Source organism: Herbidospora solisilvae (assembly GCF_009901565.1).
Lineage (GTDB): Bacteria > Actinomycetota > Actinomycetes > Streptosporangiales > Streptosporangiaceae > Herbidospora > Herbidospora solisilvae.
This window is the reverse complement of record NZ_WXEW01000001.1, coordinates 457,414-484,322: the sequence shown is the minus strand read 5'-3', so window position 1 is coordinate 484,322 and position 26,909 is coordinate 457,414. Positions and strand designations below refer to the sequence as shown.

Below are 26,909 nucleotides of genomic sequence, written 5' to 3'. Positions count from 1 at the left end.
CAATGGAAGAGCAGTTCGCCGTGGTGATCAACCACGAGGAGCAGTACTCGATATGGCCGGCCGGCCGCGAGATCCCGAACGGCTGGCGCGAGGCCGGCTTCGAAGGCGGCAAGGACGAGTGCCTGGCGCACATCGCGAGCGTGTGGACGGATCTGCGTCCGCTGAGCGTCCGACGGTGAAGGAGAAGGAGATCATGTCCACCCCCGAAGAGCGCAACGTCGGCGACATCAAGCGGGCCCTGCTGGAGCGGAAGGTCCGCCAGCGCGTGGCCGAGAAGGCCGAACGCGAGAAGATCGTCCCGGTGCCCCGCACCGGCAAGATGGCCATCGCCGAGCAGCAGCGTTTCCTGTGGTTCCTGCACCAGATGGTGGCCGGCGCCCCCGTCTACAACGTCCCCTTCGCGATGCGGCTGCGCGGGCCGCTCGACGTGGACGCCCTCTCCGGGGCGCTGCGCGGCATCGTGACCCGCCACGAGAGCCTGCGCACCCGGTTCGGCGACGAGCACGGCGTGCCGTTCCAGACCGTCGACCCGCCGCCCGAGAACTGGGAACTGCCGGTCACCGACGGGGCCGAGGACGGGATCCAGGACTGGATCGACGGCCAGGTGCGCGAGGAGTTCGACCTGCGCAACCATCCGCCATACCGGTTCGGCCTGCTGCGCCTGGGCCCCGACGACCACGTGTTGTCCATCGTCTGGCACCACATCGTCATCGACGGATGGTCGTCGCGCCAGTTCGCCGAGGAGCTGAGCACCCGCTACGCCGACCCGGGCGCGCAGTTCCCCGAGCTGACCCTGCACCCCGCCGACTTCGCGGCCTGGCAGCGGCTCTGGCTGCTCAGCGAGGAACCGGCCAAGCAGATCGAGTCCTGGCGCAGGGCGCTCGACGGGATGGAGCCGCTGGAGTGGCGCGGCGACCGGGAGCGGCCCTCGGCGCCGACCGGGGCCGGCCGCATCTACGAGGGCCGCCTGCCCGACGACCTCGCCCGCGGCATCCGCGACCTGGCCCAGTCCGAGAACGTCTCGCTGCTCGCCTTGACGATGACCGGCTACCAGATCGTGATCAACCGCTACACGGGCCAGGACGACATCGCGCTCGGCTCCGTCTTCTCCGGCCGGACCCGCTCGGAGACCGAACCCATGATGGGCTTCTTCGCCAACACGGTGGCGGTCCGCGGGAACCTCGCGGGCAACCCGGTCTTCCGCGACCTGGTGCACGTCACCAACGACACCGTGCTCGACGCGATGGCCCGCCAGGACATGCCGTTCGGCCGGATGATCGAGGAGCTCAGCCCCGAGCGGGTGCCGGGACGCAACCCGCTGGTCGCCCACCTGTTCACGCTGCTGCCCGAGCCGATGATCGCGCGCTGGGAGTTCCAGGGCCTGGACGTCGAGATGCTCACCCCGCAGCCCGAGACGACCCGGTTCGACCTGACGTTCCAGATCAACGACCTGCCCGACGGCGGGCTCGGCGTGTGGATCGAGTACTCCTCCGAGCTGTTCGACCACGAACGGGTCGAGGGCCTCGTCGAGCACTTCACCACGGTCATGGCCGACGCGCTGTCGCGGCCGGGCGCTCGGATCGACGAGCTCGACATCATGTCCGACGAGGAGTACCTGCGGGTGCTCACCGCCTGGAACCCCGAGCCCCGCGAGCGAGACGAGCGCCTGCTGCACGAGCTGGTCGCCGCGCGCGTGGCCGAGGCCCCCGACGCGGTCGCCATGCGCTTCGCCGGTGAGGACCTGACGTACGCGCAGCTCGACGAGCGGTCCAACCGCCTGGCGCAGGTGCTCGTCGAGGAGCACAAGGTGACGCCGGGGACGGTGGTCGGGGTGCTGGTGGAGCGCGGCTTCGACCTGCCGGCCGCCGAGCTCGGCGTGCTCAAGGCGGGCGGCGCGTGGTTGCCGCTCGACCCGCAGTACCCGCCCGACCGGCTGGCCTACCAGCTCGGCGACGCCGAGGTGCCGGTGGTCGTGACCACCTCCGGCCTCGCCGACCGGGTGCCCTCCGAGGTGGCCCGCGTCCTGCTGGACACCGACGCGCTCGACGGCCGGCCCGGCACGCCCCCGTCGGTGACCGTGTCGCACGAGGACACCGCCTACGTCATCTACACTTCGGGCTCGACCGGCACGCCCAAGGGCGTCATGGTGCCCCACCGCGCGGTGGTCAACTTCTGCACCGCCTTCCAGCGCATGTTCCAGGTCACGTCCGACGACCGGATCCTGCAGTTCTCCAACCCCGCCTTCGACGTGAGCGTCTCGGACGTCTTCTCGACGCTGACCGCCGGCGGCACCATCGTCGGCGCGCCGCGCGCCGAGCTGCTCGACCCCGATTCGCTCCAGGACCTGCTGGCCCGCGAACGGGTCACGATGGTGGACATCCCGCCCGCCGTGCTCGGGCTGCTCGACCCGTCGAACCTCGACGACCTGCGGGTCTGCTTCATCGGCATGGAGCCCTTCGGCCCCGAGCTGGTCAACAAGTGGAGCCGGCCGGGCCGCGAGTTCCACAACGGCTACGGCCCGACCGAGGTCACGGTCACCTGCGTCGACTACCTGTGCCCGCCGGAGCCGATCGAGGGCACCCCGCCGATCGGGCGGGCGATGGACAACCAGCGCGCCTACGTCCTGGACAAGGGCCTGCGGCCGGTGCCGGTCGGTGTGCCCGGCGAGCTCTACATGGCGGGCGCGGGCCTGGCCGTCGGCTACCTCGGCCGGCCCGACCAGACCGCCGAGAGGTTCCGGCCCGATCCCTTCGCCAACCGGCCCGGCGAGCGCATGTACGCCACCGGCGACCTGGCCCGCTGGAACGCCGACGGCCAGCTGGAGTTCCTGGGCCGGGCCGACCGCCAGGTGAAGCTGCGCGGCCTGCGCGTGGAGCTCGGCGAGATCGAGCACGCCATCGAGGGCTTCGAGGGCGTGCGGCAGTGCGTCGTGACGGTGCGCGACCAGGGCACCCCCTCGGCGTGGCTGGCCGCCTACGTCGTCGGCGAGTTCGAGCCGGACGCCCTGCGCGAGCACCTGGCCGGGCGGCTGCCCATGCACATGGTGCCCACCGACTACGTCGCGCTCGACCAGCTCCCGCTCACCTCCGCCGGGAAGATCGACCACCGGAAGCTGCCCGACCCCCGGCCCGAGGGCGGCGCGGGCAAGGTCGAGCTGACCACCGACACCGAGCGCCGCATCGCCGAGATCTGGACCGGCCTGCTGAGCCTGGAGCCCGGCAGCGTCGGCGCGCAGGACAACTTCTTCGTCCTGGGCGGCAACTCCCTGCAGGTGACCCAGATGATCTCCCGGGTGCGCGACGCCTTCCAGGTGACGCTCGACCCCCGGCGGCTGTTCAGCTACCCGCTGCTCAGCCAGTTCTCCGCCCAGGTCGACGACGCGCAGCGCGCGCTGCTCGGCGACGACGAGGTGGCCAAGCTGGAGGCGCAGGTCGCCGACCTGTCCGAGGAGGAACTCGACCGGCTGCTGAAAGAGCAGAGCTGATGGACGCCACCCTTGAGGAGAAACGGCAGGCGCTGCTGCGGGTCGAGCTGCGGCGCAGGCGGGAGGAGGCCCTCCGGCTGCCGCGTCCCGAACGGCGGCCGGAGTCCCCGCTGGTCCCGCTCGGCGGCATGGGCCTGGAGGAGCCGCCGCTGTTCCTGGTGCACGCCGCCGGCGGCTCGGTCGCGCCCTACGTCGCGCTGGCCGCGGTCCTGGGCCGCGACCGGCCGGTGTACGCCCTGGAGGACTCGGGCCTGCACGACGGCGTGCCCGGCGACCGGGACTTGGCCGAACTGGCGGCCGTCTACCTGGCCGAGGTCCGCGCGGTCCGGCCCTACGGGCCGCTGTACCTGGGCGGCTGGTCGGTCGGCGGGGCGGTGGCGCTGGAGATGGCCCGCCTCGACGGCGGGGCCGCGCTGACGTTCCTGCTCGACACCGGCGTCGCCGACGAGCCGTCGAGGCCCGGCGACGACGAGCTGGCCGCGTGGTTCGACGCCGACCTCGCCGCGATGGGCGCGGAACTCGACGAGGCCGAACGGGCCCGGCGGTTCCCCGTGTTCGCGGCGAACGTCCGCGGGCTCCTGGCCTTCCGCCCCACGCGGGTGGAGGGCCGGGTGGTCCTGCTCTGCGCCGAGGACTGCGAACCGGCCAAGCTCGACCGGTGGCGGCCCTACGCCGACGACGTCCAGGTGGTGGCGGGTGACCACTACACCATGCTCCAGGCGGCGCGCGCCGAGGCGCTCGCCGCCGTGATGCGCGAGAGGTTCAGCGAGGTGAGTGTGCGATGACGCCGGTCTTCACGCCCGAACAGGAGGGCTTCCGGGAGAAGGTCTGCGCGCTGCTGTGCGAGGACGTGGTGCGCGCGGAGATCGCCCAGTCGCGGCGGACGCCGTACGGGGAGGAGAGCGGGCTGCTCGACGTCCACCGGCGGCTGGGCAAGCTGGGCTGGCTCGCGATCAACTGGCCGGAACGGTACGGCGGCTCGGGGGCCACGATCGTCGAGAAGGCGATCGTCACCGAGGAGATGATCCGCCACGGCATCCCCGAGAACGTGCACTCCCTGGGCGTCGACATCGTCGGCAACGCCATCAACCTGATGGGCACCGACGAGCAGAAGGAGCGCTACCTGCCGGGCCTGGCCCGCGGCGAGACCACGGCCAACGTGCTGTTCAGCGAGCCCGACGTCGGGTCCGACCTGGGCTCCCTGGCCACCCGCGCCGAGCCCGACGGCGACGGCTACCGCCTGACGGGCCGGAAGATCTACAACATGAAGGCGCAGCACAGCGACTTCGCGCTGTGCGCGGCCCGCACCTCGACCGGCCCGGTCAACTACGCCGGGATCACGCTGTTCCTGGTCCCGCTGCACACCCTGGGCACCGTGATCGAGCCGGTGTGGAACCTGTCGGAGGAGCGCTTCGACCTGATCACGCTCGACGGGATCCGGATCGGCCGCGAGGACGTGCTCGGCGAGGTCGACGACGGCTGGCAGGTGCTGAACCGGGTGCTGCCGTTCGAGCGCACCGGTCTCGACCACTCCGCCAAGGCCGAACGCACGCTGGCCGCGCTGCGCGAGCACGCGCCGCCGGGGAGCGCGGAACGCCTGGAGCGGCTGGAGACCCGGGTGCGCGCGGCACGGCTGCTGGCCTGGCGGTGCATCGCCAACCTGCACGAGGGGAAACCCGACGAGATCCACTCGGCGACCGCCAAGTGGTACACGTCCGAGACGGCCAAGGAGGTGTCGGTGGCCGCGGTCGAGCTGCTCGGACCGCAGGCGCTGCTCGACGCGCGCGACCCCGACGCGATCGCCGACGGCGTCTTCGACGCCGCGTTCCGGGAGGCGCCCGGGCTCACGCTCGCCCAGGGCTCCTCGGAGATCATGCTCTACTTCGTCGCCACATCGAAACTGGGGTTGCCGTCATGACCACCACGATCGCCGAGTTCTTCGAAGGAGACCTGGCCCCGCTGGTCCGGCGGATGGCCGACCGCCCGCGCGGCGAGGGCGGGGACACCGACGACGACCGCCGCGAGACCCGCGCGATGGTGTGGGAGGGCCTGACCGGCCTCGGCGCCCTCGACGACGACGACGCAGTCGGCCTGGCCGAGCTCCTCGGATCGGTCCTCTACCAGGGCCCGCTCCTCGACACCCTGACCGCGCGCGAGTTGTTCCCCGACGCCGATCTCGGCCACGCCCCGGTGGCGCTCGCGGCGGGGTCCTACTCCGGCCAGGACGAGACGATCACCGCCCGATGCGACTTCGTCGGGTTCGCGGACGAGGTCGAGCACTTCGCCGTCGTCGGCGGTGACCGGTCGGCGCTCGTCCGGGCCGGCCATCCGTCCATCACGACGCGGCGGCACGAGGAGACCGGGCGGGGCGAGCTCTACCGGGTCGACTTCACGGACACGCCCGTGACGACCTGGGCGGGCCCCGTCGACTGGGAGCCGGCGCGGGTGCGCCAGGCGGCCTACCTCGTGGGCCTGGCCCAGGCGGCGCTCGACCACGCCGTCGGCTACGCCAAGACCCGCCGCCAGTTCGGCCGCGCCATCGGCGCCAACCAGGCGTTGTCCTTCCGGCTCGCCGAGCTGTCGATGCGCGTCGACGCGGCCCGCCTGCTCGTCCACGACCGCGACGCCGCCGCGCACGCGGCGGGAACCCTGGCCGAGGTCGCCGACCTGGCCCGCACGGTCACCGTCCAGACCATGCAGATCCACGGTGCGGCGGGCATGCGGTCCGACGACGACGCGCAGCTCTACTACCGGAGGGCGGCGGCGGAGTCGGTCCGGCTCCCGCAGCCGCGGGGGTGACCGATGGACCTGGTGATCCAGAAGTACGGCGGCACATCACTGGGTGACGTGGACAAGATCGGCCACGTGGCGAAGCGCATCGCCGCCGCGCCCGGACCGGTGGTGGCCGTCGTCTCCGCGATGGGCGGCACCACCGACGCCATGCTGGGCCTGGCCCGCGAGCTCACCGACAACCCGCACGCCCGGGAACTGGACCTGCTGCTCAGCACCGGCGAGCAGGCCTCCGCCGCCGCGCTCGCCATGGCGCTGCACGAGCTGGGCGTGCCGGCCCGCTCGTTCAACGCCCGCGACGGCGGCATCGTCACCGACGGCGTCCACGGCTGCGCGAACATCGTGACCGTCCGGCCGGGACTGATCCGCGAGTGCGTCGAGACCGGCTACGTGCCCGTGGTGACCGGGTTCCAGGGCATCGCGGCCGGGAGCGGCGAGCTGACCACGCTCAGCCGGGGCGGCTCCGACACCACCGCCGTCGCCCTGGCGGCGGCGCTGCGGGCCGAGGCGTGCGAGATCTTCACCGACGTCGAGGGCGTCTTCACCGCCGACCCCCGGCACGTCGCCGACGCCCGCAAGCTCGACCGCCTCTCCTATGAGGACATGGCCGAACTGGCCGCCGGGGGAGCCGGCGTGCTCGCCCACTCCAGCGTCGAACTCGCCGGCGCCCACCGCGTGCCCGTCCACGTGCGGTCGAGCACGACCGACGGCACGGGGACCTGGGTGACCTCGGACCCGCCGGACGACCCGCCGGACGACGGGCGGTTCGCCGCCGTCGGCGTCGCCCACCGGACCGGCCGGCTCCGCTGCCGGGTCGACCGGGTCGACCCGGCCGCGCTGACCACCATCGCCGCCGCCCTGGCCGAGCTCCCGGCGCCCGTCGACGTGCTCGACCACCTCGCCGCCGGGACCGGCTACTCCCTGCGGTTCACGGTGGACGCCGCCGACCGCGACCAGGTGGAGGAACTGCTCGCCGGCCTGCGCGCGGGCGGCGCCTGCGCCGGCTGCCACTGGTCGCCCCCCATGGGGATGGTGTCGCTGGTCGGCCGGGGCTTCCGCCCGCACCACCCGCAGGTGCGCCTGCTCCCCGACACGCTCCGATCCTGCGGCGTCAGGGTGCGGGACCTGACGGTCCGCCCCCGGCGCATCTCCGTCACCTGCGCGGAGCCCGACGTCCTCACGGCGGTGACACGACTGCACGGCCTGTTTCTGACCCCCGGCTGAACCGAAAGGCATGGGCATGAACCTGGCGACGCACGAGACCGGCACGACCCGATCCGGGCGGTTCTGGCCGCTCGCCGTCATCTGCGGCACCCAGTTCCTGATCGCGGTCGACTACTCGATCATCAACGTGGCCGCCCCGAGCATCCGCGAGGGCATGGACTTCGGTCCGGGCGGCGGCGTCGCGTGGGTGCTGTCGGCCTACCCGCTCACCTTCTGCGGCTTCCTCCTCCTCGGGGGCAGGGTCGCCGACCTCTACGGCCGCAGGCGGGTGTTCGTCTGGGGCCTGGCCGCCTTCGGCCTGGCCTCGCTCCTCGCGGGCCTGGCCTGGTCGCCGGCCGCGCTCATCGCGGGCCGCGCCCTGCAGGGGGTGGCCGCGGCGTTCATCGCCCCGGCGGGCCTGGGGCTGCTCCAGTCGACCGTCCCGGAGGGGCCGCATCGCGAACGCGCGCTGGGCGTCTACGGGGCGGCGCTGTCGGCCGGCTTCGTCTCCGGCATGGTGCTCGGCGGGATCCTCACCGAGTACGCCGGATGGCGGTCGGTCTTCCTGATCAACGTGCCGCTCGTGGTGCTCTTCGGCGTCCTGGCCAGGATCCATGTGGGCGAGAGCCGCGACACGCACGCCTCCCGCCACCTCGACCTGGCGGGGGTCGTCCTGGCGGCCGCGGGCATGGTCGCCTTCGTGTTCGCCCTGACCGAGGGGGAGAGGTACGGCTGGACGTCGGCCCCGATCCTGCTGTCGGCCGCCGTCGCGGTCCCGGCCGTGGCCCTGTTCGTGTGGGTGGAGTCGCGCCGGCGCGAGGCGCTCGTGCCGATCTCGATCTTCCGCACCGCCGCCATCGGCCCGGCCAACCTGATCACCGTCCTGCTGATCTGCTCGTACGGCGGCATGCTCTTCATCCTCACGCTCTACCTGCAGACCCACCTCGGCCTGGGCGCGCTCGCGACCGGCCTGGCGTTCGCCGTCTCGGGGGCGGTCGCGGTCGTCACCGGGATCTACGCGGGCCGGCTCGTCGAGCGGTTCGGGCTGTACCGCGTGCTGCTGGCCGGGATCGTCGTCGAGACGATCGGCATCCTGGTCATGGTGGGCCTGCCGGACGACGGCGGGCTCGCGCTCGTGCTGGTCGGCACCTCGGTGAACGCCTTCGGCCATATCCTGGCCCTGATCACGACGAGCATCGCCGGCACGAACGGCGCGGAGGAGGGGCGCCGGGCCACGGCCGGGGCCCTGATCAACGTCTCGCAGCAGCTCGGGCTGGCCGTCGGGGTCGGCGTCGTGACCTCGGTGGCCGCCCACTTCGCCACCGGGGGCGAGGTGGCAGGCTGGCGCTGGGCACTCTGGTGCTCGGTGGCGTTCGCGGCGGTGGCGGCCGTCGTGACGGTCCTGCTCCGGCGACGGCTCAAGGGGGAACCAGATATAGTGGCTTAAATGGTTACTCTGACCTCGCGCGTCAGGCCGCCCTGGGAGGACGCCCATTTCGTCGGCGGCCACCTGGTGCTCGACCTCACCAACACCGTCTTCGACCGGACGCTCCCGGCCGGAGAGGACGTCGAACTGCTCAGATCCCCCTCCGACGTGCTGAGCTGGTGCCTCTCGGCCGGGTTGTTCGACGAGGCGCCCGAGCCGCCCGCGAGTGGTCTCGTCACCGAGACGCGGGCCGTCCGCGAGCAGGCGTGGGAGGTGTTCGACGCGATCGCGCGGGGCGCGGCCGTGCCCCCCGCGCCCTTCGGCGCGCTGCTGGAACGGGCCGGGAAGGGCCTGCGGGCCGGGCGGGCCGACGCCGGCTGGGCGGCGCCCGGGGCGATCCCCGCCGCGCTCGCCCTCTCGGCCGTCGAGGCGGTGTTCACCCTGCCGCCCGGCCGGATCAGGGCCTGCGGCCGGTGCGGCTGGTTGTTCCTCGACTCCTCCCGCGGCGGCCGCCGCCGCTGGTGCAGCATGAGCGTCTGCGGCAACCGCGAGAAGGCCCGCCGCCACCGCCGCGGCCTCACCGGTTGAGGAAGGCCGCGACCTCCTTCACGAACCCGTCGGGCTCCTCGGCGTGCACGCTGTGCCCCGCGTCGAGCACCACCCGCCGCCCGTCGGGCAGCGCCGCGGTGAACTCGGCCAGCGCCTCCTGCGGCACCAGCTCGCTGTACGCGCCCCCGACGACCAGCACCGGCATGGTCAGCTCGCCCAGCCGCGCCCACCACGCCGGGTCGACCTCGCGCACCCCCGCCCTGATCACGTCGACGACGGCCGGGTCGTGGTCGATCTCGTCGCCGGTCACGACGGTGGGCTCGACGACCTGCGGCTCGTGGGGCGCCGGGAACGAGTCCTCCAGCACCAGCCGCCGGACCAGCCCGGGGCGCTCCCGCGCCACCAGCAGGGCGACCCGCCCGCCCATCGAGTGGCCGACCAGGTCGATCTTCGTGAGGCCCCGCGCGTCGAGGAACGCCAGGGTGTCGGCGGCCATCAGGTCGAGGCTGTAGTCGGCGTGGCGCGGGCTGGCGCCGTGGCCGCGCATGTCGGGGGCGAGCCAGTGCCGCCCGAGGAACGGGGCGATCCGGTCCCACGTGCCGGAGGTACCGGTCAGCCCGTGGATCAGGACGACCGGGACGTCTCCCGGCGGCCCGCCTTCTTTCCAGGCCAGAGGTAGGGCATCCATGGGCGTCACCCTACGGCGTCGGGCACCGTGATCCAGGTGGCGCGGGCCCGCGCGACGACCTCGTCCGCCGACAGCAGAGCCGACGCGCTGAACGACTTGCGCCCGGACGACCCCAGCGGCCAGCCCACCGCCACCAGGCGCTCCCCGGCCGCCACCTCGCGGACGATCTCGGCCTCCAGCGTGCCCAGGAGGGCGATGACCTCGGTGCCCTGGGCGAACGGCGGATAGCCGACGCAGTCGAGCGCCGCCCAGAGGATCTCCGGCCGCACCACCCCGTTCTCCGTGACGGTCGCGTCGGGCTCGAACGGCGCGGCGCACACGTCGGCGTCCGGAAGCCGCCCCGGGGTGACCCGCAGGCCGTCGGCGCGGCCGTGCCCGCAGACGAAGCAGCCGGTCAGCATGTTCCGCACGCCGATCCACGGATGCCGCTCCCTGGCCTCGGCCGCCGCCGCGAGGTCGGGGCGGACCGGCGGGTCGGGGAACTCCGCGTCCGACGGCCCCGCCTCGGCGACCAGCACGCCGTCGTGCAGGACGCGGACTCCCGCGCCGTCGCGCACCACGTCGAGCGGGGTCTCCAGCGGCGGCGGCCGGCGCAGCGACACCCGTGCCGGGCCGTCGACGAACGCGGCGGCCAGCCCGGCGGCGTAACCGCCGTTGGCCGAGGCGGGCGGCCCGTTGAACCGGGCGCCGATGACGATCTGCTCTCCCACACCCCCAGTGAACCGCACCCCGGCCGCACGGAGAGGATGCGGGTATGGACACCGCCGACGTCTACCGAATCTTCGGCATGCGCGAGGCCCGGGGCGCGTACCGGGAGCTCGCCGCCGCGATCGCCGCCGACCGCGACCTGATCGCCCTCATCGACACGCTCCCGCCGGGGAAACGCCAGCCGAACCTGGTGCTGGCGGCGGTCCGGTACGAAGGGGGCCCGGAGACCGAAGAGGGCGGCTTCCGCGCGTGGGCCAGGGACCACTGGCCGCGCGTCGAGCGGACCGTGCTCGCCCGCCGCACCCAGACCAACGAGGCCGGTCGCTGCGCCAGCCTCTTACCCGTGCTCGCCCGGATTCCCGGGCCGCTGGCCCTCATCGAGGTCGGCGCCTCGGCCGGTCTCTGCCTCCAGCTCGACCGCTACCGGTACGCCTACGACGACCGCGAGCCCTTCGGAACCGGCCCCGTGACCCTGACCTGCGCCACCGAGGGCGACCCGCCCCTTCCCGGCGCGGTCCCCGGCGTCGCCTGGCGGGCGGGCGTCGACCTGGCCCCGGTCGACGTCACCGACCCCGAGGAGCGCCGCTGGCTCGAATGCCTCGTCTGGCCCGGCGAGCACGCCCGCCGCGACCGCCTGCGCGCCGCCCTGGCCCTGGCCGCCGCAAGCCCGCCCCGGCTGGTGCGCGGCGACGCCGCCGAGGCGCTGCCCGGCCTGGTCGAGGAGGCCAGGGCGCACGGCACCGTGGTCGTCTTCCACTCGGCGATGTTGCCCTACCTGACCCCCGAGGCGCGCGACCGGTTCGTCGACGTGGTCACCGGTCTCGGCGTGCGGTGGATCTCCAACGAGGGCGCCGTGCGCCTGCCCCGGCTGGCGATCCCCGACGGCGTGGTCCCGCACGACCGGCTGGCCTTCGTGACCGCCCTCGACGGCGTCCCGAAGGCGGTCACCGACCCGCACGGCTCCTGGCTGAGGTGGATCTGAGGCGCGTCAGACGCGGCGTTCGGTGAGCAGGGCCTCGATGCGGGCCAGGCGTTCGTCCAGCCGGGCGATGTCGGCCAAGGTCGCGTTCTCCTCCTCGGGCCGGAGCCGGACCACCACGGTCCCGCCGGGTTCGAGGGTCGCCTCGGCGACGTCCTCGACCCGGGTGCCGCCCTGGCGTTTGATCGCCACGTCGAGGTCGGCGTGCCGCAGGCCGAGACGTCTCAGGTTGCGGTCGTCGTAGCGGCCGTCGTGGGCCAGGACCGTCGGCCTGCTCTCGAACAGCCGGGCCAGCCAGCCCCACTGGGCCGCCGCGCGGGTCAGCATCGCGTTCCCCGTCACCAGCACCACCGCGCCGATGATCCCGCCGAGCAGCGAGTTGTCGGGGCCGATGACGGCGTTCTGCACGACGTTCGACAGCAGCAGCATGACCACCAGGTCGAACGTGTTGAGCTGGGCCAGGTCCCGCTTCCCGACCAGCCGGAGCAGGACCACCACGCACAGGTAGACGGCGACGGTCCGGACCACCTTGTCCCAGACCGGCACCCCGAGGGTCAGGATGTCGCTCATGCGACACGGTAGCGCAGCCAGACCAGGCCCCCGCCGAACGTGTCGCTGTCGATGACCTGGAGCGAGCGCTGCGGCGGCGGGGCATCGCCCCACCAGTCGCGGGAGCCCACGCCCATGACCGGGTGGACCAGCAGGCTGATCTCGTCGACCAGCCCCGCGGCCAGCAGCCGGCCGACGAGCCGCCCGCCGCTCGCCACCCGCACCACCTCGGCGCCCGGCCGCCGCCCGATCGCGCGCAGCGCCGCCGCCAGGTCGACCTGGTCGTCGCCGACGACGAGTTCGGGGACGTGGCGGCCGTGCGGATGGGGCGGGGTCGCGTGGCAGCGCAGGGCGAGCACCTCCGACCAGTGGCCGGCGTCGCGGAGCTCCTCCCAGCGGGTGACCCGGGCCCGGCCGTCGACCACGGCCAGCAGCGGGCCGGGGTCGCGCGGGCCGGGGCCGTGGACGAGGGCGGGTTCCAGGGCCAGGACGGTGTCGGATCCGGCGAGGGTGACGTCCTCGTGCCAGGTGGTGCCGACGAGCTGGTGGAAGCGGACGCTGTCGAGGGGGAACCCGTCGGTCTTCCCGTCGAGCGAGACGCCCAGGTGGGCGACCACATAGGGCGTGTCGGCCGGCATGTCACCGAGCGTAGCCGAGGATAAACGGGTTGCCGGGGTCGGCTCGCGTGCCCACACTGACCTGATGCTGATCCGACGTGAGGCCCCGGACGACGTGGCCGCGATCCGCGAGGTCGTCAGGCGGGCCTTCGCCAAACCCGACGATTCCGACCCGGTCGAGTCCCCGCTGGTCGACTGGCTGCGTGCCGACGCGGGCTGGATCCCGGCCCTGTCGATGGTCGCCGAGATCGACGGCGCGGTGGCCGGTCACGTGGTCTGCACCCGCGCCGACCTCGGCGGGACTCCCGCGCTCGGCCTCGGCCCCCTCGCGGTCGCGCCGGAGCGGCAGCGCCAGGGCGTCGGGCTGGCGCTGATGCACGCGGTCCTCGGGGCCGCCGACGCGCTCGGGGAGCCCGTCGTGGTGCTGCTGGGCAGCCCCGACTACTACGCGCGGTACGGCTTCCGCGCCGCCTCCGACCTGGGGATCGTCTCTCCCGACCCGCAGTGGGGCCGGTATTTCCAGGCCCGGCCGCTGTCGGCGTACAAGGGAGAGAAGGGCCCGTTCACCTACGCCGAGCCGTTCAGCCGGTTGTGAACGGCCGCAGCGCGGCCAGCTGCTGCTCGAACGGGATGAGCGGCTCCTCGGCGGGCCGTTTGGGCGGGGTGCGGGAGAGCAGGGCGGCCAGCTCGCCCGCCGCCCGGTCGACCCGGGAGGCCAGCCCGTCGCCCGACGTGGCGCCCCAGTCCTCCGAGGCGGCGTAGACGGCCGTCGGCACGACGACCGCGCGCAGGTAGGTGAACATCGGCCGCAGCGCGTGCTCCAGGGCCAGCGAGTGGCGGGCGGTCCCCCCGGTCGCGGCGATCAGCACCGGGGTGCCCTGGAGCGCGGTGTTGTCGAGCACGTCGAAGAACGACTTGAACAGCCCGCTGTAGGACGCCGTGAAGATCGGCGTGACCGCGATCAGGCCGTCGGCCCGCTCCACCGTCTCCAGCGCCTCCTTCAGCGCGGGGGAGGGGAATCCGGTCACGAGGTTGTTGGCGATGTCGACGGCCAGGCCGCGCAGTTCGACGACGCGGATCTCGGTGTTCTCCGCAGGGCCGGCGAGGTGGCGGCCGGCGGCCTCGGCCAGGCGGTCGGCCAGCAGCCTGGTGGACGAGGGCTGGCTCAGCCCGGCCGAGACGACGGCGATGACGGTCATGGGGTCTCCTAACCGGGGATCAACCGGCGACGAGGGCCGCGTCGCGGGCGGCGACGCGCGCGGCGTGGGTGGGGGCCTCGGCGACGCCCGGCTTGCGGCGGGCGGCGAACTCCTTGCGCAGCACCGGCACGACCTCCTCGCCGAGGATGTCGAGCTGCTCCAGCACCGTCTTCAGCGGCAGCCCGGCGTGGTCCATCAGGAACAGCTGGCGCTGGTAGTCGCCGAAGGACTCGCGGAAGGTCAGCGTGCGGTCGATGACCTGCTGCGGGCTGCCGACGGTCAGCGGCGTCTGCTCGGTGAAGTCCTCCAGCGACGGGCCGTTGCCGTAGACGGGGGCCTTGTCGAAGTAGGGGCGGAACTCGCGGACCGCGTCCTGGGAGTTCTTCCGCATGAACACCTGGCCGCCGAGGCCGACGATCGCCTGGTCGGGGGTGCCGTGCCCGTAGTAGGCGAACCGCGTGCGGTAGAGCTCGATCAGCCGGGCGAAGTGCTCCTTCGGCCAGAAGATGTTGTTGGCGAAGAAGCCGTCGCCGTAGTAGGCGGCCTGTTCGGCGATCTCGGGGCTGCGGATCGAGCCGTGCCACACGAACGGCGGCACGCCGTCGAGCGGCCGGGGCGTCGAGGTGAAGCCCTGGAGCGGGGTGCGGAAGTTGCCCTCCCAGTCGACGACGTCCTCGCGCCACAGGCGGTGCACCAGCGCGTAGTTCTCGATGGCCAGGGCGATGCCGTTGCGGATGTCCTGCCCGAACCACGGGTAGACCGGGCCGGTGTTGCCGCGGCCCATCATCAGGTCGACCCGGCCGTCGGCCAGGTGCTGCAGCATCGCGTAGTCCTCGGCGATCTTCACCGGGTCGTTGGTGGTGATCAGCGTGGTGGACGTCGAGAGGATGAGCCGGTCGGTCTTGGCGGCGACGTACCCGAGCATCGTGGTCGGCGACGAGGGCACGAACGGCGGGTTGTGGTGCTCGCCCATGGCGAAGACGTCGAGCCCGACCTCCTCGGCCTTGAGCGCGATCGTCACCATGGCCTTGATGCGCTCGGCCTCGGTGGGGGTGGTGCCGTTCGTCGGGTCCGTGGTGACGTCACCTACGGTGAAGATCCCGAACTGCATCTCTGCTCATCCTCCTCGGTCTCGTGTTATGGCCGCTGTAGCGTGGTCCGGCACCAACTTATTCCGCGCCGCAAGTATCTCTGTCATGGGAGGCTGTGCCAATGCGACGTACCGGACAGACCTTGATTTTCGACGCGGATGACACCTTGTGGGAGAACAACGTCTTCTTCGAGCGGGTGATCGACGACTTCCTCGACTGGGCGGCCCATCCGACGCTCGACCGGGTCCAGATCCGGCAGATCCTGAACGACATCGAGCGGGCCAACGCCGTCACCCACGGCTACGGCAGCCGGGTCTTCCTGCGCAACCTGCACGAGACCTTCGAACGGCTCCAGGAGCGGCCCGCCTCCCTCGCGGAACGGGAGCGCATCGACGCTCTGGCGGGCCGGCTGGTCCGGGGCGAGGTCGACCTGATCCCCGGCGTCGACGACACCCTGGCCGAGCTGGCCTCGCGGCACGAGTTGTTCCTGCTGACCAAGGGCGACCCCGAGGAGCAGCAGCGCAAGATCGACGCCTCGGGGCTGGCGGCGTGGTTCCGCAAGACCCACATCGTGCGGGAGAAGGACGCCGAGGTCTACCGGCGGCTGGCGGCCGACTCGGGCTTCGCCGTCGACCGCACCTGGATGATCGGCAACTCCCCGAAGTCGGACATCCGGCCGGCCCGCCAGGCCGGGATGGGCGCCGTGTTCATCCCCCACGAGCACACCTGGGTGCTGGAGCACGCCGAGCTCGACCCGCTCGACGACGGCGTGCTGACCCTGGGACGGTTCACCGAACTCGTGGACCATTTCTGAGCCCCTGGTGATCTGTTAGTGGGGCATAGTGCGGCAAACTTAGGCCTATGGTGCATCAGCGAGCTGGGCAGCCCGCGCTGCCGACCGACCTGGTCGACGTCCCCCGCCTTCTGACCAGCTACTACGCGCTGCGCCCCGACGTGGAGCAGCCCGCTCAGCGGGTCGCCTTCGGCACCTCGGGCCACCGGGGTTCGTCGCTGAACACAGCCTTCAACGAGGACCACATCCTGGCCACCACCCAGGCCATCTGCGAATACCGCCGCGCGCAGGGCGTCGACGGCCCGCTGTTCCTCGGCATCGACACCCACGCGCTCTCGGAGCCCGCGCGGGTGTCGGCGCTGGAGGTGCTGGCGGCCAACGAGGTGCGGGTGCTCATCGACGTGCACGACGGCTTCACCCCCACCCCGTCGATCTCGCACGCCATCCTGGCCCACAACCGGGGCAAGACCTCGGGCCTGGCCGACGGCATCGTCGTCACCCCGTCGCACAACCCCCCGCAGGACGGCGGCTTCAAGTACAACCCGCCCAACGGCGGCCCCGCCGACACCGACGCGACCGGCTGGATCCAGAACCGCGCCAACGAGCTGATCGCCGGCGGGCTGAAGGAGGTCCGCCGCATCCCGTTCGAGCGCGCCCTGAAGGCCGACACCACCGGGCGCTACGACTTCATGGGCTCCTACGTCGCCGACCTGCCCTCGGTGGTCGACCTCGACGCGATCAGGGCCGCGGGCGTCCGGATCGGGGCCGACCCGCTGGGCGGCGCGAGCGTCGCCTACTGGGGCGAGATCGCCGACCGCCACCACCTCGACCTGACGGTCGTCAACCCGCTGACCGACCCGACGTGGCGCTTCATGACGCTCGACTGGGACGGCAAGATCCGCATGGACTGCTCCTCGCCGTACGCCATGGCCTCGCTGATCGCGTCCAAGGACGGCTACGACATCGCCACGGGCAACGACGCCGACAGCGACCGCCACGGCGTCGTCACCCCCGACGGCGGCCTGCTGAACCCCAACCACTACCTGGCCGTCGCCATCTCCTACCTGTACGCCCACCGCGACGGCTGGCGGGCCGACGCGGGCGTCGGCAAGACCCTGGTCAGCAGCAGCATGATCGACCGTGTGGTGGCCGGGCTGGGCCGCCGCCTGGTCGAGGTCCCGGTGGGCTTCAAGTGGTTCGTCCCCGGCCTGCTCGACGGCTCGCTCGGCTTCGGCGGCGAGGAGAGCGCGGGCGCGTCCTTCCTGCGCCGCGACGGCCGGGTCTGGACGACCGACAAGGACGGCATCATCCTGGCGCTGCTCGCCTCCGAGATCACCGCCGTCACGGGCAAGTCCCCCAGCGCCCACTACCGCGACCTGACCGACCGCTTCGGCGACCCCGCCTACGCCCGGGTCGACGCCCCCGCCTCGCGGGAGGAGAAGGCGATCCTGGCCAGGCTCTCGCCCGGGCAGGTGACGGCCGGCAGCCTGGCGGGCGAGCCGATCACCAACGTGCTCACCCACGCCCCCGGCAACGGCGCGGCGCTGGGCGGCCTGAAGATCGAGACCGCCAGCGCGTGGTTCGCGGCCCGGCCGTCGGGCACCGAGGACGTCTACAAGATCTACGCCGAGTCGTTCCTCGGACCGGAGCACCTGGCCCAGGTTCAGCAGGAGGCAAAGAGTGTGGTCTCGGCCGCACTCACCGCCTGAAAATCCCCCTAAAGGCCACTCTTCCTGGATATTTCGGCCAGCTAGTGTCCGAATGGTGGATCGTTGGCTGAGACGCGAGGACGAGCGGCTGCTCACCGGTGCGGGCCGCTTCGTCGCCGACCTGCGGGTGCCCGGATGCCTCGACGCCGTCTTCGTCCGGAGCGAGGTCGCGCACGGCGTGCTGCGGGAGGCCGACTGCTCGGCCGCCCGTGAGACGCCGGGGGTGGCCGGGGCCTGGTCGGCCGCCGACCTGCCCGGCCTGCCGCCGATGCCGGACACCCGCCAGGGGGAGGCCACCCGCGAGTGGCCCTCGCTCGTGAAGAACCGGGTGCGTTACCCCGGCGAGGCGCTGGCGGTCGTCCTCGGCGACGACCGCTACCGGGCCGAGGACGGCGCCGGGCGGGTCCTGGTGCGGATCGACCCGCTGCCCGCCGTGGTGACGGCGGAGGAGGCGGCCGGCGACGAGGTCCGGTTGTTCGACGGGCTCAGCAACGTCGCCCTGCACGGCGAGGCCGGGCAGCCGATCGACGACGAGGTGTGGGAACGGGCCGCCGTCGTGGTCGAGAGCGATTATCGGCAGCAGCTGCTGATGCCCTCGCCCATGGAGTGCCGGACCATCCTGTGCGTGCCCGAGGGCGACCGGCTGACCGTCTGGTCGGGTCACCAGGCCCCCCACCGGCTGCGGAGCGATCTGGCCCGGCTGCTCGGCCGGCCGGAGAAGAGCATCCGGGTCGTCGTGCCCGACACCGGAGGGGCATTCGGCTCGAAGAGCGCCGTGTTCCCCGAATTCATCGTCGTCGCCTGGCTCGCCGAGCGGCTCGGCCGTCCGGTCCGCTGGATCGAGGACCGGCGGGAGTCCCTGCTCGTCGCGACCCGGGGCCGGGGACAGGACCAGCACGTGCGGCTGGCCGCCGACGCCGACGGGCGGCTGGTCGCCTACGAGCTGACCGTCGAGGCCGACGTGGGCGCCTACCCCCACCTCGGCGTCGCCTTCCCGATGCAGACCGCGTGGATGGCGACCGGTCCGTACACCACACCGCAGGTGCACGCCACGGTCCGCTCGGTGCTGACCAACACCATGATGACCTACCCCTACCGGGGCGCCGGCCGGCCCGAGGCCACCAGCCCCCTCGAACGCACCATGGACGTGCTGGCCAGGCGGCTGGACCTCGACCCGGCCGAGCTGCGCCGCCGCAACCTCATCCCGCCCGAGCAGTTCCCCTACCGCACTCCCACCGGCCGCGTCTACGACAGCGGCGACCACCTCGCCGCCCTCGACCTGGCCCTGCGCACCCTCGACTACGACGGCTGGCGCGCCGAGCAGGCCCGCCGCCGCGCCGACCCGGGCGCCCTGCCCGTGGGCGTCGGCCTGTCCTGTTACGTCGAGCGGTCCGGCGGCGAACGCGGCTCCCTCCACGATTACGTCGGCGTCGAGGCGGGCGAGGACGGCGGTGTCGTCGCCCGCTGCGGCGCCTCCTCCAGCGGCCAGAGTCACGCGACCGTCTTCCCCGCGCTCGTCGCCGAGACGCTCGGCGTCGATCCGGCCCGGGTCCGCCTGGTCGAGGGCGACACCGACGAACTGCCCGGTGGCGTCGGCTCCTTCGGCAGCCGGTCGGCCCAGATCGACGGCGCGGGCCTCCAGCACGCCGCCACCCTCCTCATCGAGGAGGCCAGGGAACGGGCCGCGCGCATGTGGGACCTGCCGGTGGAGGAGACCGCCTGGTCCGACGGGGCCGTCCACCCCGTCCGGGGCACCGCCGCCATGGGCCTGTCGGAACTGGTCAAACGCACCGGCCCGCTGCGGATCGACGAACGCTACGAGGCGGACATGGCCTTCCCGTTCGGCACCCACGCGGCCGTGGTGGAGGTCGACCCCGACCTCGGCACCGTCCGCGTGCTGCGGCTGGTAGCCGTGGACGACTGCGGCCGCGCCCTCGACCCCGCCGTGGTCCGGGGACAGGCGTTCGGCTCCGTCGTCCAGGGTCTCGGCCAGGCGCTCTACGAGGGCGTGCCGTTCGGCGACGACGGCGTCCCGGTGCTGGGCAACGGGCTGCTCGACTACCTGCTGCCGACGTACGCCGAGATCCCGCCCATCGAACTGGGGGAGACCCGCACCCCGACCCCGCGCACCCCGCTGGGCGCGAAGGGCGCGGGGGAGTCGGGCTGCATCGGCACCCCGCCCGCGATCGTCAACGCCGTGGCCGACGCCCTGCGGCTCGACCACCCCGACCGGCTCCAGATGCCGCTCACCCCCGACGTGGTCTGGCGGGCGGCGGCATGAAGCCCACCGCGTTCGACTACCTCGCGCCCGGCACGGTCGGCGAGGCCGTCGACGCGCTCGCCGCCGGGGCCCAGGTGCTCGCCGGCGGGCAGAGCCTCCTCCTGGAGATGCACCTCCAGCGGGTCCACCCGAACCTGGTCGCCGACATCAACCACATCCCGGGCCTGGACGCGCTGACCGTCGCCGACGGCACCCTGACGGTCGGCGCGCTGGTCCGCCACAAGACCTTCGAATCGCCCGGCGCGGTCCCCGGCCCGCTCGGCGACCTGTTCGGGCGGGCCGTGGCCAACATCGCCCACCCGCCGATCCGGGCCCGGGGCACCATGGTCGGCAGCCTCGCGTGGGCCCACCCGGCCTCGGAGTGGTGCGCCCTGGCGGTCGCCCTGGACGCGGTCGTCGAACTGCGCAGCACCCGGGGCACGCGCGAGGTACCGGCCGGAGACTACTTCCTGGGCCCCTTCCGGACCGCCAGGGAACCGGACGAACTCCTCACCGCCGTCCGCTACCCCCTGCTCGCCCCGGACACCGGCGTCGCCTTCACCGAGCACCGCCGCACCGGCTTCTCCTTCGCCCAGGTGGCCGTCGGCGCGGCCCTCACGATCCGGGACGGAGTGATCACCGAGGCGAGGATCGGCCTGGCCAACTGCGCCGACCGCCCCCTGAGGGCCCACGCGGCCGAACGGGCCCTCGTCGGCTCCGGCCCCTCCTCGCCCGTGTTCGCCAGAGCGGGCGAGACCGCCGCCGAGCAGGACGCCGCCCCGGTGCCCGAGCCCTACGCCGACGTCGACTACCGCCGCCACGTCATCGCCGTCCTGGTCGCGCGAACCCTGAGGGAGGCCGCCCCGGTATGAAGATCACCCTCACCGTGAACGACGAGGCCTACCCGCTCGACGTCGAACCCCGCCGGGTGCTGGCCGACGCCCTCCGCGACGACTGCGGCCTCACCGGCACCCACCTGGGCTGCGAACAGGGCGTCTGCGGCGCGTGCACGGTCCTGGTCGACGGCGAGGCGGTGCGGTCGTGCCTGCTGCTGGCCGTCCAGTGCGACGGCGTCCCGATCCGCACCGTCGAGGGCCTGGCCGGCGCGGACGGCGAACCCCACCCCCTGCAACGCGCCTTCTCCGCCGAACGCGGCCTCCAGTGCGGCTTCTGCACCCCGGGTTTCCTGATGCTCGCGGCCGGAGCCCTGGAACGGGATCCGGCGCTCGGCGAAGAGGAGGTGGCCGCCCTGGTCGGCTCCAACCTCTGCCGCTGCACGGGCTACGAACCCATCCGCCGCGCCATCATGCGCGCGGCCCGGGACCACCGGAACGGCCAGGAAGCCTAGCGGCGGCACCGCCGCCCAAATGGCGAGATCGATCGCCAATCGGGGACGAAACCCCAGATGATGGGCTCATGCCGTACTTCGATCTGCCGCTGCCCGAACTGCGCACCTACGTCTCCGCCGTCGCCGAGCCCGACGACTTCGACGACTTCTGGGCCGCGACCCTGTCCGAGACCCGCTCCCACGAGCTCGCCCCCGTCTTCTCGCCGGTCGCCACGGGCCTGACCACGGTCGAGGTCTTCGACGTGGCGTTCCAGGGGTGGGGCGGGCAGCCGGTGCGGGGCTGGTTCCTCGTCCCGGCCGGCGCCGAGGGGCCGCTGCCGTGCGTGGTGCAGTACCAGGGTTACGGCGGCGGCCGGGGGCTGCCGCACCAGTGGCTCTACTGGCCGAGCGCCGGATACGCCCTGCTCGTCATGGACACCCGGGGCCAGGGCAGCGGATGGTCCCTCGGCGACACCCCCGACCCCGAGGGCTCGGCCCCGGCGCATCCGGGCTACATGACCCGGGGCATCGGCGACCCGGCGACCTACTACTACCGCCGCGTGTTCAGCGACGCGGTGCGGGCCGTGGAGACCGTCCGGCAACATCCGCTCGTCGACCCGGCCAAGGTCGCGATCACGGGCGGCAGCCAGGGCGGCGGCATCACCCTGGCCGTGTCGGCGCTGCTCCCCGACGTGGCGGCGGCCATGCCCGACGTGCCGTTCCTGTCGGACTTCCCCCGCTCGATCCGGGTGACGGGCAAGGACCCGTACACCGAGATCGCCCGCTACCTGAAGATCCGCCGCACCGAGGTCGAGCGGGTCGAGCGCACCCTGTCCTACTTCGACGGCGTCAACTTCGCCAAGCGCGCCGCCGCCCCGGCGCTGTTCTCGGTCGGGCTCATGGACGAGGTCTGCCTGCCCTCCACCGTCTACGCCGCCTACAACGCCTACGCCGGGGCGGCCAAGCACATGGAGGAGTACGCCTTCAACGACCACGAGGGCGGCGCCGACGCCCACCTGCCGGTGCAGCTGGCCTGGCTGAAGACGTGGGTCACGGGTTCATGAGCGCGGCGGTCTCGGCCGACACCGGGGTGGCGAGCACGGCCGCGACGACGTCCACCAGGTGACTGGTGAAGAGCCGCTCGTCGCGGCCCTCGCCGCTCTCCGCCCGGCGGGCCAGTTCCGTGTACGTCACCCGGATCGCCGTGAACCGCCGGTGCAGCCGCGTCACGGCGATCTCCGGCAGCAGCGGCCCGACCGTCTCCCGCCACCGGTTGACGCTGGTCGGCTCCTGAGTCGAGGCCCGCAGCGCGCCGGGTGAGGCCCGGCGGACCACCTGGTCGAGCAGCCGCAGATAACGCCGCCCGCCGGGCTCGGCCAGGTGGGCGGCGAGCGGGCGCACGAACGCCCCGGCCAGGGGCCGCAGCGGCTCGGCGGGCGGGTCGGCGTCGAAGGCGTCGAGCAGCGTGTGCCGGGCGGCCTCCACCGACGGGTGGTGCCGGGCCATGACGGCCCTGAGCAGGCCCTCCCGGTCGCCGAAGTGATACTGGAGCGCCGAGGAGTTGCGCTGCCCGGCGGCGGCGTTGATCTCCCGGAGCGACACGGCGTCGATGCCCCGGTCGGCGAACAGTTCCTCGGCGGCCAGCACCAGCCGCAGGCGGCCGTCCACGATGCACCCCCTGGGCGGATTAAGGCGATCGCATTAATATACGGCCCATGGCCATCGACTTCACGCTCGCTCCCGAGCACGAGGAGATCCGCCGCCGGGTCCGCGCGTTCGTCCAGGACGTCATCGTCCCGGCGACGACCGAGGGCATGCCGCGCGACGACTACCTGCGCACGATCTTCGGCCTGCGCGAGAGGGCCAAGGCCGAGGGGTTGTGGTTGCCGCACATGCCCGTCGAGGTCGGCGGCATGGGGCTGGGGCACGTCGCGCTCGCGATGGTGCAGTCGGAGGCGGCCAAGACGCGGCTCGGGCCGTGGGTGCTCAACTGCCAGGCGCCCGACGAGGGCAACATGCACACGCTGCACCACTGGGCCACCGAGGAGCAGAAGGAGAAGTACCTGCGGCCCCTGCTGGAGGGGCGGGCCATGTCGTGCTTCGCGATGACCGAGCCCGAGGTGGCCGGGTCGGATCCCACGCTGATCCGGACGACGGCCGTACAGGACGGCGACGAATGGGTCGTCAACGGCCACAAGTGGTTCATCTCCAACGCCCGCCGCGCGAACTTCGCGATCCTCATCGCGCGCACCGAACCCGACGTGCCGGAAGGGCAACGAGGGGCCACCACGGCGTTCCTGGTCGACATCCCCTCGCCGGGCTGGACCGACGTGCGCGAGGTCGAGACGATGCACGGCTCGACCGGGCACAGCGAGATCCTCATCGAGGACCTGCGGCTGCCCGGCGGTCAGATCCTCGGCGGCCGGGGCAACGGCCACCGCCTGGGGCAGTACCGTCTCGGACCGGCGCGGCTGGCCCACTGCATGCGGTGGATCTCCCAGGCCGAGACCGCGCTCGACATGATGGTCGACCGGGCGCTCAACCGCTACAGCCACGGGTCGCTGCTGGCCGACAAGCAGGGTGTGCAGTGGCTGATCGCCGACTCGGCGATGGAGCTCTACCAGTGCAAGCTCATGGTGCTGCACGCCGCCTCGAAGATCGACAAGGGGGACGACTTCCGCACCGAGGTCTCCATGGCCAAACACTTCGTGGCGAACTCGCTGAACCGCATCGTCGACCGGGCGATCCAGGTCCACGGCGCGCTCGGCTACTCGACCGACACCCCGCTGGCGAGCATGTTCCAGCACGCCCGCTGGGCGCGTTTCGCCGACGGCGCCGACGAGATCCACCAGATGCGCATCGCCGAACGCACCATCGCCGCCTATCGTGACACCGGCTCGACGCGGGCCGCGACCGGAGGACTGCCGCTGTGAAAGTAGCACTGGTGACCGGAGGCAGCAGCGGCATCGGCGCCGGGGTCGCCCGCCGCCTCCGCGCGTCCGGCGTGAAGGTCGTGGTCGCCGACGTCGCCGAACCGGCCGACGTGCGGTGCGACGTCTCCGTCCTGGAGGACAACCTGCGGGCCGTCGACTTCGTGATGACGGAGCACGGCCGCCTCGACCTGGCCTTCCTGAACGCCGGCGTGGCCTCGGGCTGCGGCGTGGGCGACGACTTCGACCCGGCCCTCTACCGCCGCGCGATGGGCGTCAACCTCGACGGCGTCGTCTTCGGCGCGCACGCCGCGATCCCCGCGCTGAGGGCCTCGGGAGGCGGCGTCATCGTCGCGACCGCGTCCATGGCCGGCATCGTCGGCATCCCGCTCGACCCGATCTACGCGGCCAACAAACACGCCGTCGTCGGACTGGTCCGCTCCCTGGGCGTGACCCTGGCCCCCGACGGCATCAAGGTCCAGGCCCTGTGCCCGTCGTTCGCCGACACCGCGATCCTGGGCGACGCCCGCGTCCTCCTCGAAGCCGAGGGCTTCCCCATCATGGAGGTCGACCAGGTCGTCGACGCCTTCGAGAAGGTCGTCGCGAGCGAGGGCACCGGAGAGTGCTGGTTCGTCGTCCCCGGCCGGGAGAGCGAACCCTTCACCTTCCGCCGCGCACCCGGCCCCCGATAAGCACTTTCCGTTACGGCTCCGCCCACCCCGGCACCGCCCACCGCCCGGAGCCCCCACCGCACCCGGCGCCAACCGGCCGCTCGGGTCCCGCACCGCGACGGCCGCCGTCGGCGGAAACCCGCGTGCGGCCGTTCGCCCTGACCCGTTATGGTCGGGGACATGACCTGGCGACATTGATCCACACCTGCGTCCCGATTCGCCCGGCGTCTCTACGCCCTGGCGTTCTTCGAGGAGTTCGTCCTCCTCTACCCCGTCTACGCGCTCCTGTTCGCCGACCACGGGCTCTCAGCGGGCCAGATCTCCACGCTCTTCGTCATCTGGTCGCTGACCTCCTTCCTGCTGGAGATCCCCTCCGGCGCGTGGGCCGACACGTTCTCGCGCCGCCGCCTGCTGGTGGCCTCGCCGCTGCTCACCGCCACGGGTTTCGGCCTGTGGACCCTCGTCCCGGGCTACTGGTCGTTCGTGGCCGGCTTCGTGCTCTGGGGAGTCGCCACCGCGATCAGCTCGGGCACCGCCGAGGCCCTCGTCTACGAGGAACTCGCCCGCCTCGACGCCGCCGACGCCTACCCTCGCGTCACCGGACGCGCCGAGGCGGTCGGCACCACCGCGATGATGATCGCCAGCGGCATAGCCGCCCCCGCCATGGCCTGGGGCGGCTACCAGGCGGTCGGCGTCGCCTCCGTGGCCACCCTCGTGGCCGCCGCCCTCGTCGCCCGCACCCTCCCGGAAACGAGGGAGGAGCCCGGCGAGGACGACGGCGGCTACCTCGACGTGCTGAAGGCGGGCTTCCGCGAGGTCAGGGGATCGAAGACGCTCGGGCGGCGGCTGCTGCTGGTCTCGGCCGTGACCGGGCTGAGCGCGTTCGACGAGTACCTGCCGCTCCTGGCCCAGGGCACCGGCGTCGGCGACGCGTGGGTGCCTCCGCTGATGGTGCTCGTCTCGGCCGGGTTCGCCGCCGGCGGCTTCCTGGCCGGGCGCGGGTTGCGGTGGACCGGCCCGGTCACCTGCGCCGGGGGCCTGCTCCTGATCGCGGGGGCGGCGGTGCGCCACCCGTGGGGGTTCGTGTTCGTCGCCGCCGCGTTCGGGGTGATCCAGTGGGCGATCACCGCGGCCGACACCCGCCTGCAGCACGGCCTGTCGGACCGGTCACGCGCGACCGTGACCTCGATGTCGGGCCTGGGCACCGAGGTCGTGGCGGTGCTGACCTTCGCCTCCTACGGGTTCGGGTCGGAGTTCGCGCCGCCGTGGGTGCTGTTCGCCGTGCTCGCGGTGCCGTACACGCTGATCGGGGCCTTTCAGGGCCGCAGGGCCGAGTAGAGCACCTGGTCGTGCCAGGCCCCCTCGCGCCACTGCCCCCGGCGGATCACCCCTTCGCGGACGAACCCGGCCTTCTCCAGCGCCCGCTGCTCGGCCACGTTCTCGGCGTCGGTGAACGACTGGATGCGCTCGGCCCGGGTGTGGGCGAACAGGTAGGCGGCGAGCTGGGCCTGCGCCTGCGTGCCGATGCCCTTGCCGCGGTAGCCGGAGAACACGCAGATCCCCGTCGACCAGCACCACGAGGTCAGATCGGGCCCCCAGGAGTTCATCCACCACGACACCCACCCGACCGGCACCCCGTCGCCCTCGATGGTCATCCGGCCGGAGTCGGGCCCGAGGAACCCGTTCTCGGCGAACTCGCGGTGGAACGGCTGCGGCGGCCGGTGCCCGAACCACTGGTGGGGGCCGGTGCCCTCCCGGTCGGCGCGCTCCCGCTCGAAGAGCTCGAGATCCTTGGCCCGGACCGGGCGAAGTGTGACCTCCATGGAAACTCCTTTCATGCGGGTATGACGCAATCTTCCTCCTTTCGCTCCCACTTGGCGGCGGAAAGATTCGTACAGGAACGGAAACCCCCGGTCCGGGGGCCGCACGCTGGCAG

Annotated in this window: 27 protein-coding genes; 19 read left to right on the top strand and 8 right to left on the bottom strand. The window is 72.9% G+C overall.

From position 1 onward, the window contains the following. Window positions 1-2 precede the first annotated feature (2 nt). From GT755_RS02240 to GT755_RS39130, 8 genes are read left to right on the top strand one after another with little or no spacing between them, the layout of a single operon-like run. Entirely contained in the window at window positions 3-179 is a 177-nt protein-coding gene (locus GT755_RS02240) for an MbtH family protein (RefSeq protein WP_030453438.1), read from the top strand. Between the two features lie 14 nt (window positions 180-193). Continuing rightward, window positions 194-3,484, top strand: coding sequence for a non-ribosomal peptide synthetase (locus GT755_RS02235; RefSeq protein WP_161477999.1), 3,291 nt, complete (start codon window positions 194-196; stop codon window positions 3,482-3,484). After that, a complete protein-coding gene (locus GT755_RS02230) occupies window positions 3,484-4,269 on the top strand; it encodes an alpha/beta fold hydrolase (RefSeq protein ID WP_161477998.1) in 786 nt (261 codons plus the stop codon). The genes GT755_RS02235 and GT755_RS02230 overlap by 1 nt, the downstream gene beginning before the upstream one ends. Next, the gene (locus GT755_RS02225) at window positions 4,266-5,402 is read left to right on the top strand and encodes an acyl-CoA dehydrogenase family protein (RefSeq protein WP_161477997.1); all 1,137 of its coding nucleotides are present in this window, start codon (window positions 4,266-4,268) and stop codon (window positions 5,400-5,402) included. Before GT755_RS02230 ends, GT755_RS02225 begins: the two co-directional genes overlap by 4 nt. Then, on the top strand, window positions 5,399-6,283 hold the full coding sequence (locus GT755_RS02220; protein WP_161477996.1) for an acyl-CoA dehydrogenase family protein: 885 nt from the start codon (window positions 5,399-5,401) through the stop codon (window positions 6,281-6,283). Before GT755_RS02225 ends, GT755_RS02220 begins: the two co-directional genes overlap by 4 nt. A 3-nt stretch (window positions 6,284-6,286) precedes the next feature. Further along, window positions 6,287-7,498, top strand: a complete 1,212-nt coding sequence (locus GT755_RS02215) for an aspartate kinase (protein WP_161477995.1) — start codon at window positions 6,287-6,289, stop codon at window positions 7,496-7,498. A gap of 16 nt (window positions 7,499-7,514) precedes the next feature. After that, entirely contained in the window at window positions 7,515-8,924 is a 1,410-nt protein-coding gene (locus GT755_RS02210) for an MFS transporter (protein ID WP_161477994.1), read from the top strand. Beyond that, a complete protein-coding gene (locus tag GT755_RS39130) occupies window positions 8,925-9,491 on the top strand; it encodes a CGNR zinc finger domain-containing protein (RefSeq protein WP_161477993.1) in 567 nt (188 codons plus the stop codon). It abuts the gene before it with no gap. Here GT755_RS39130 and GT755_RS02200 read toward each other — a convergent pair. Both GT755_RS02200 and GT755_RS02195 read right to left on the bottom strand, forming a co-directional pair. Then, a complete protein-coding gene (locus tag GT755_RS02200) occupies window positions 9,481-10,140 on the bottom strand; it encodes an alpha/beta fold hydrolase (RefSeq protein ID WP_161477992.1) in 660 nt (219 codons plus the stop codon). The two genes, GT755_RS39130 and GT755_RS02200, sit on opposite strands and share 11 nt — an antisense overlap. A 5-nt stretch (window positions 10,141-10,145) precedes the next feature. Further along, window positions 10,146-10,850 carry a hypothetical protein gene (locus GT755_RS02195; protein WP_202609533.1) on the bottom strand — a complete coding sequence of 235 codons (705 nt, stop codon included), beginning with the start codon at window positions 10,848-10,850 and terminating at the stop codon, window positions 10,146-10,148. A 44-nt stretch (window positions 10,851-10,894) separates the two neighbouring features. Between GT755_RS02195 and GT755_RS02190 the strand changes: the two genes are divergently transcribed. After that, window positions 10,895-11,830 (top strand): DUF2332 domain-containing protein, encoded by a 936-nt coding sequence (locus GT755_RS02190; RefSeq protein WP_161477990.1) that lies wholly within the window; start codon window positions 10,895-10,897, stop codon window positions 11,828-11,830. Between the two features lie 6 nt (window positions 11,831-11,836). Here the strand turns inward: GT755_RS02190 and GT755_RS02185 are convergent, their stop codons facing one another. After that, on the bottom strand, window positions 11,837-12,397 hold the full coding sequence (locus GT755_RS02185) for a DUF421 domain-containing protein (protein WP_161477989.1): 561 nt from the start codon (window positions 12,395-12,397) through the stop codon (window positions 11,837-11,839). Continuing rightward, the gene (locus GT755_RS02180; RefSeq protein ID WP_161477988.1) at window positions 12,394-13,014 is read right to left on the bottom strand and encodes a dihydrofolate reductase family protein; all 621 of its coding nucleotides are present in this window, start codon (window positions 13,012-13,014) and stop codon (window positions 12,394-12,396) included. Before GT755_RS02180 ends, GT755_RS02185 begins: the two co-directional genes overlap by 4 nt. Before the next feature lie 64 nt (window positions 13,015-13,078). On the opposite strand from GT755_RS02180, the gene GT755_RS02175 reads away from it, so the two are divergent. Further along, the gene (locus tag GT755_RS02175; RefSeq protein WP_161477987.1) at window positions 13,079-13,588 is read left to right on the top strand and encodes a GNAT family N-acetyltransferase; all 510 of its coding nucleotides are present in this window, start codon (window positions 13,079-13,081) and stop codon (window positions 13,586-13,588) included. On the opposite strand, the gene GT755_RS02170 is transcribed toward GT755_RS02175, so the two are convergent. Together GT755_RS02170 and GT755_RS02165 are read right to left on the bottom strand one after the other, a co-directional pair. After that, window positions 13,575-14,192: an FMN reductase gene (locus tag GT755_RS02170; protein WP_161477986.1), complete on the bottom strand. Its 618-nt coding sequence runs from the start codon at window positions 14,190-14,192 to the stop codon at window positions 13,575-13,577. The genes GT755_RS02175 and GT755_RS02170 overlap by 14 nt on opposite strands. Before the next feature lie 19 nt (window positions 14,193-14,211). Further along, window positions 14,212-15,303 (bottom strand): LLM class flavin-dependent oxidoreductase, encoded by a 1,092-nt coding sequence (locus GT755_RS02165; RefSeq protein ID WP_161477985.1) that lies wholly within the window; start codon window positions 15,301-15,303, stop codon window positions 14,212-14,214. Between the two features lie 101 nt (window positions 15,304-15,404). On the opposite strand from GT755_RS02165, the gene GT755_RS02160 reads away from it, so the two are divergent. The 6 genes from GT755_RS02160 (at window position 15,405) to GT755_RS02135 (ending at window position 22,436) form a co-directional block, all read left to right on the top strand. Beyond that, the gene (locus GT755_RS02160; protein ID WP_161477984.1) at window positions 15,405-16,097 is read left to right on the top strand and encodes an HAD family hydrolase; all 693 of its coding nucleotides are present in this window, start codon (window positions 15,405-15,407) and stop codon (window positions 16,095-16,097) included. A gap of 47 nt (window positions 16,098-16,144) precedes the next feature. Next, window positions 16,145-17,785: a phosphoglucomutase (alpha-D-glucose-1,6-bisphosphate-dependent) gene (gene pgm, locus GT755_RS02155; protein ID WP_161477983.1), complete on the top strand. Its 1,641-nt coding sequence runs from the start codon at window positions 16,145-16,147 to the stop codon at window positions 17,783-17,785. A gap of 55 nt (window positions 17,786-17,840) precedes the next feature. After that, a complete protein-coding gene (locus GT755_RS02150; RefSeq protein ID WP_202609532.1) occupies window positions 17,841-20,066 on the top strand; it encodes a xanthine dehydrogenase family protein molybdopterin-binding subunit in 2,226 nt (741 codons plus the stop codon). Then, window positions 20,063-20,917 (top strand): FAD binding domain-containing protein, encoded by an 855-nt coding sequence (locus GT755_RS02145; protein WP_161477981.1) that lies wholly within the window; start codon window positions 20,063-20,065, stop codon window positions 20,915-20,917. The genes GT755_RS02150 and GT755_RS02145 overlap by 4 nt, the downstream gene beginning before the upstream one ends. Further along, window positions 20,914-21,393, top strand: coding sequence for a (2Fe-2S)-binding protein (locus GT755_RS02140; protein WP_161477980.1), 480 nt, complete (start codon window positions 20,914-20,916; stop codon window positions 21,391-21,393). Before GT755_RS02145 ends, GT755_RS02140 begins: the two co-directional genes overlap by 4 nt. A 68-nt stretch (window positions 21,394-21,461) precedes the next feature. After that, window positions 21,462-22,436, top strand: coding sequence for an acetylxylan esterase (locus GT755_RS02135; RefSeq protein WP_161477979.1), 975 nt, complete (start codon window positions 21,462-21,464; stop codon window positions 22,434-22,436). Here GT755_RS02135 and GT755_RS02130 read toward each other — a convergent pair. After that, entirely contained in the window at window positions 22,423-23,040 is a 618-nt protein-coding gene (locus GT755_RS02130; RefSeq protein WP_328794128.1) for a TetR/AcrR family transcriptional regulator, read from the bottom strand. The genes GT755_RS02135 and GT755_RS02130 overlap by 14 nt on opposite strands. 47 nt (window positions 23,041-23,087) lie before the next feature. Between GT755_RS02130 and GT755_RS02125 the strand changes: the two genes are divergently transcribed. The 3 genes from GT755_RS02125 (at window position 23,088) to GT755_RS02115 (ending at window position 26,311) form a co-directional block, all read left to right on the top strand. Continuing rightward, window positions 23,088-24,305, top strand: coding sequence for an acyl-CoA dehydrogenase family protein (locus tag GT755_RS02125; RefSeq protein WP_161477978.1), 1,218 nt, complete (start codon window positions 23,088-23,090; stop codon window positions 24,303-24,305). Next, window positions 24,302-24,994 carry an SDR family NAD(P)-dependent oxidoreductase gene (locus GT755_RS02120; protein WP_161477977.1) on the top strand — a complete coding sequence of 231 codons (693 nt, stop codon included), beginning with the start codon at window positions 24,302-24,304 and terminating at the stop codon, window positions 24,992-24,994. Before GT755_RS02125 ends, GT755_RS02120 begins: the two co-directional genes overlap by 4 nt. A gap of 216 nt (window positions 24,995-25,210) precedes the next feature. Beyond that, on the top strand, window positions 25,211-26,311 hold the full coding sequence (locus GT755_RS02115; RefSeq protein WP_161478631.1) for an MFS transporter: 1,101 nt from the start codon (window positions 25,211-25,213) through the stop codon (window positions 26,309-26,311). Here GT755_RS02115 and GT755_RS02110 read toward each other — a convergent pair. Next, entirely contained in the window at window positions 26,290-26,796 is a 507-nt protein-coding gene (locus tag GT755_RS02110) for a GNAT family N-acetyltransferase (protein WP_202609531.1), read from the bottom strand. The two genes, GT755_RS02115 and GT755_RS02110, sit on opposite strands and share 22 nt — an antisense overlap. Between the last annotated feature and the right edge of the window lie 113 nt (window positions 26,797-26,909).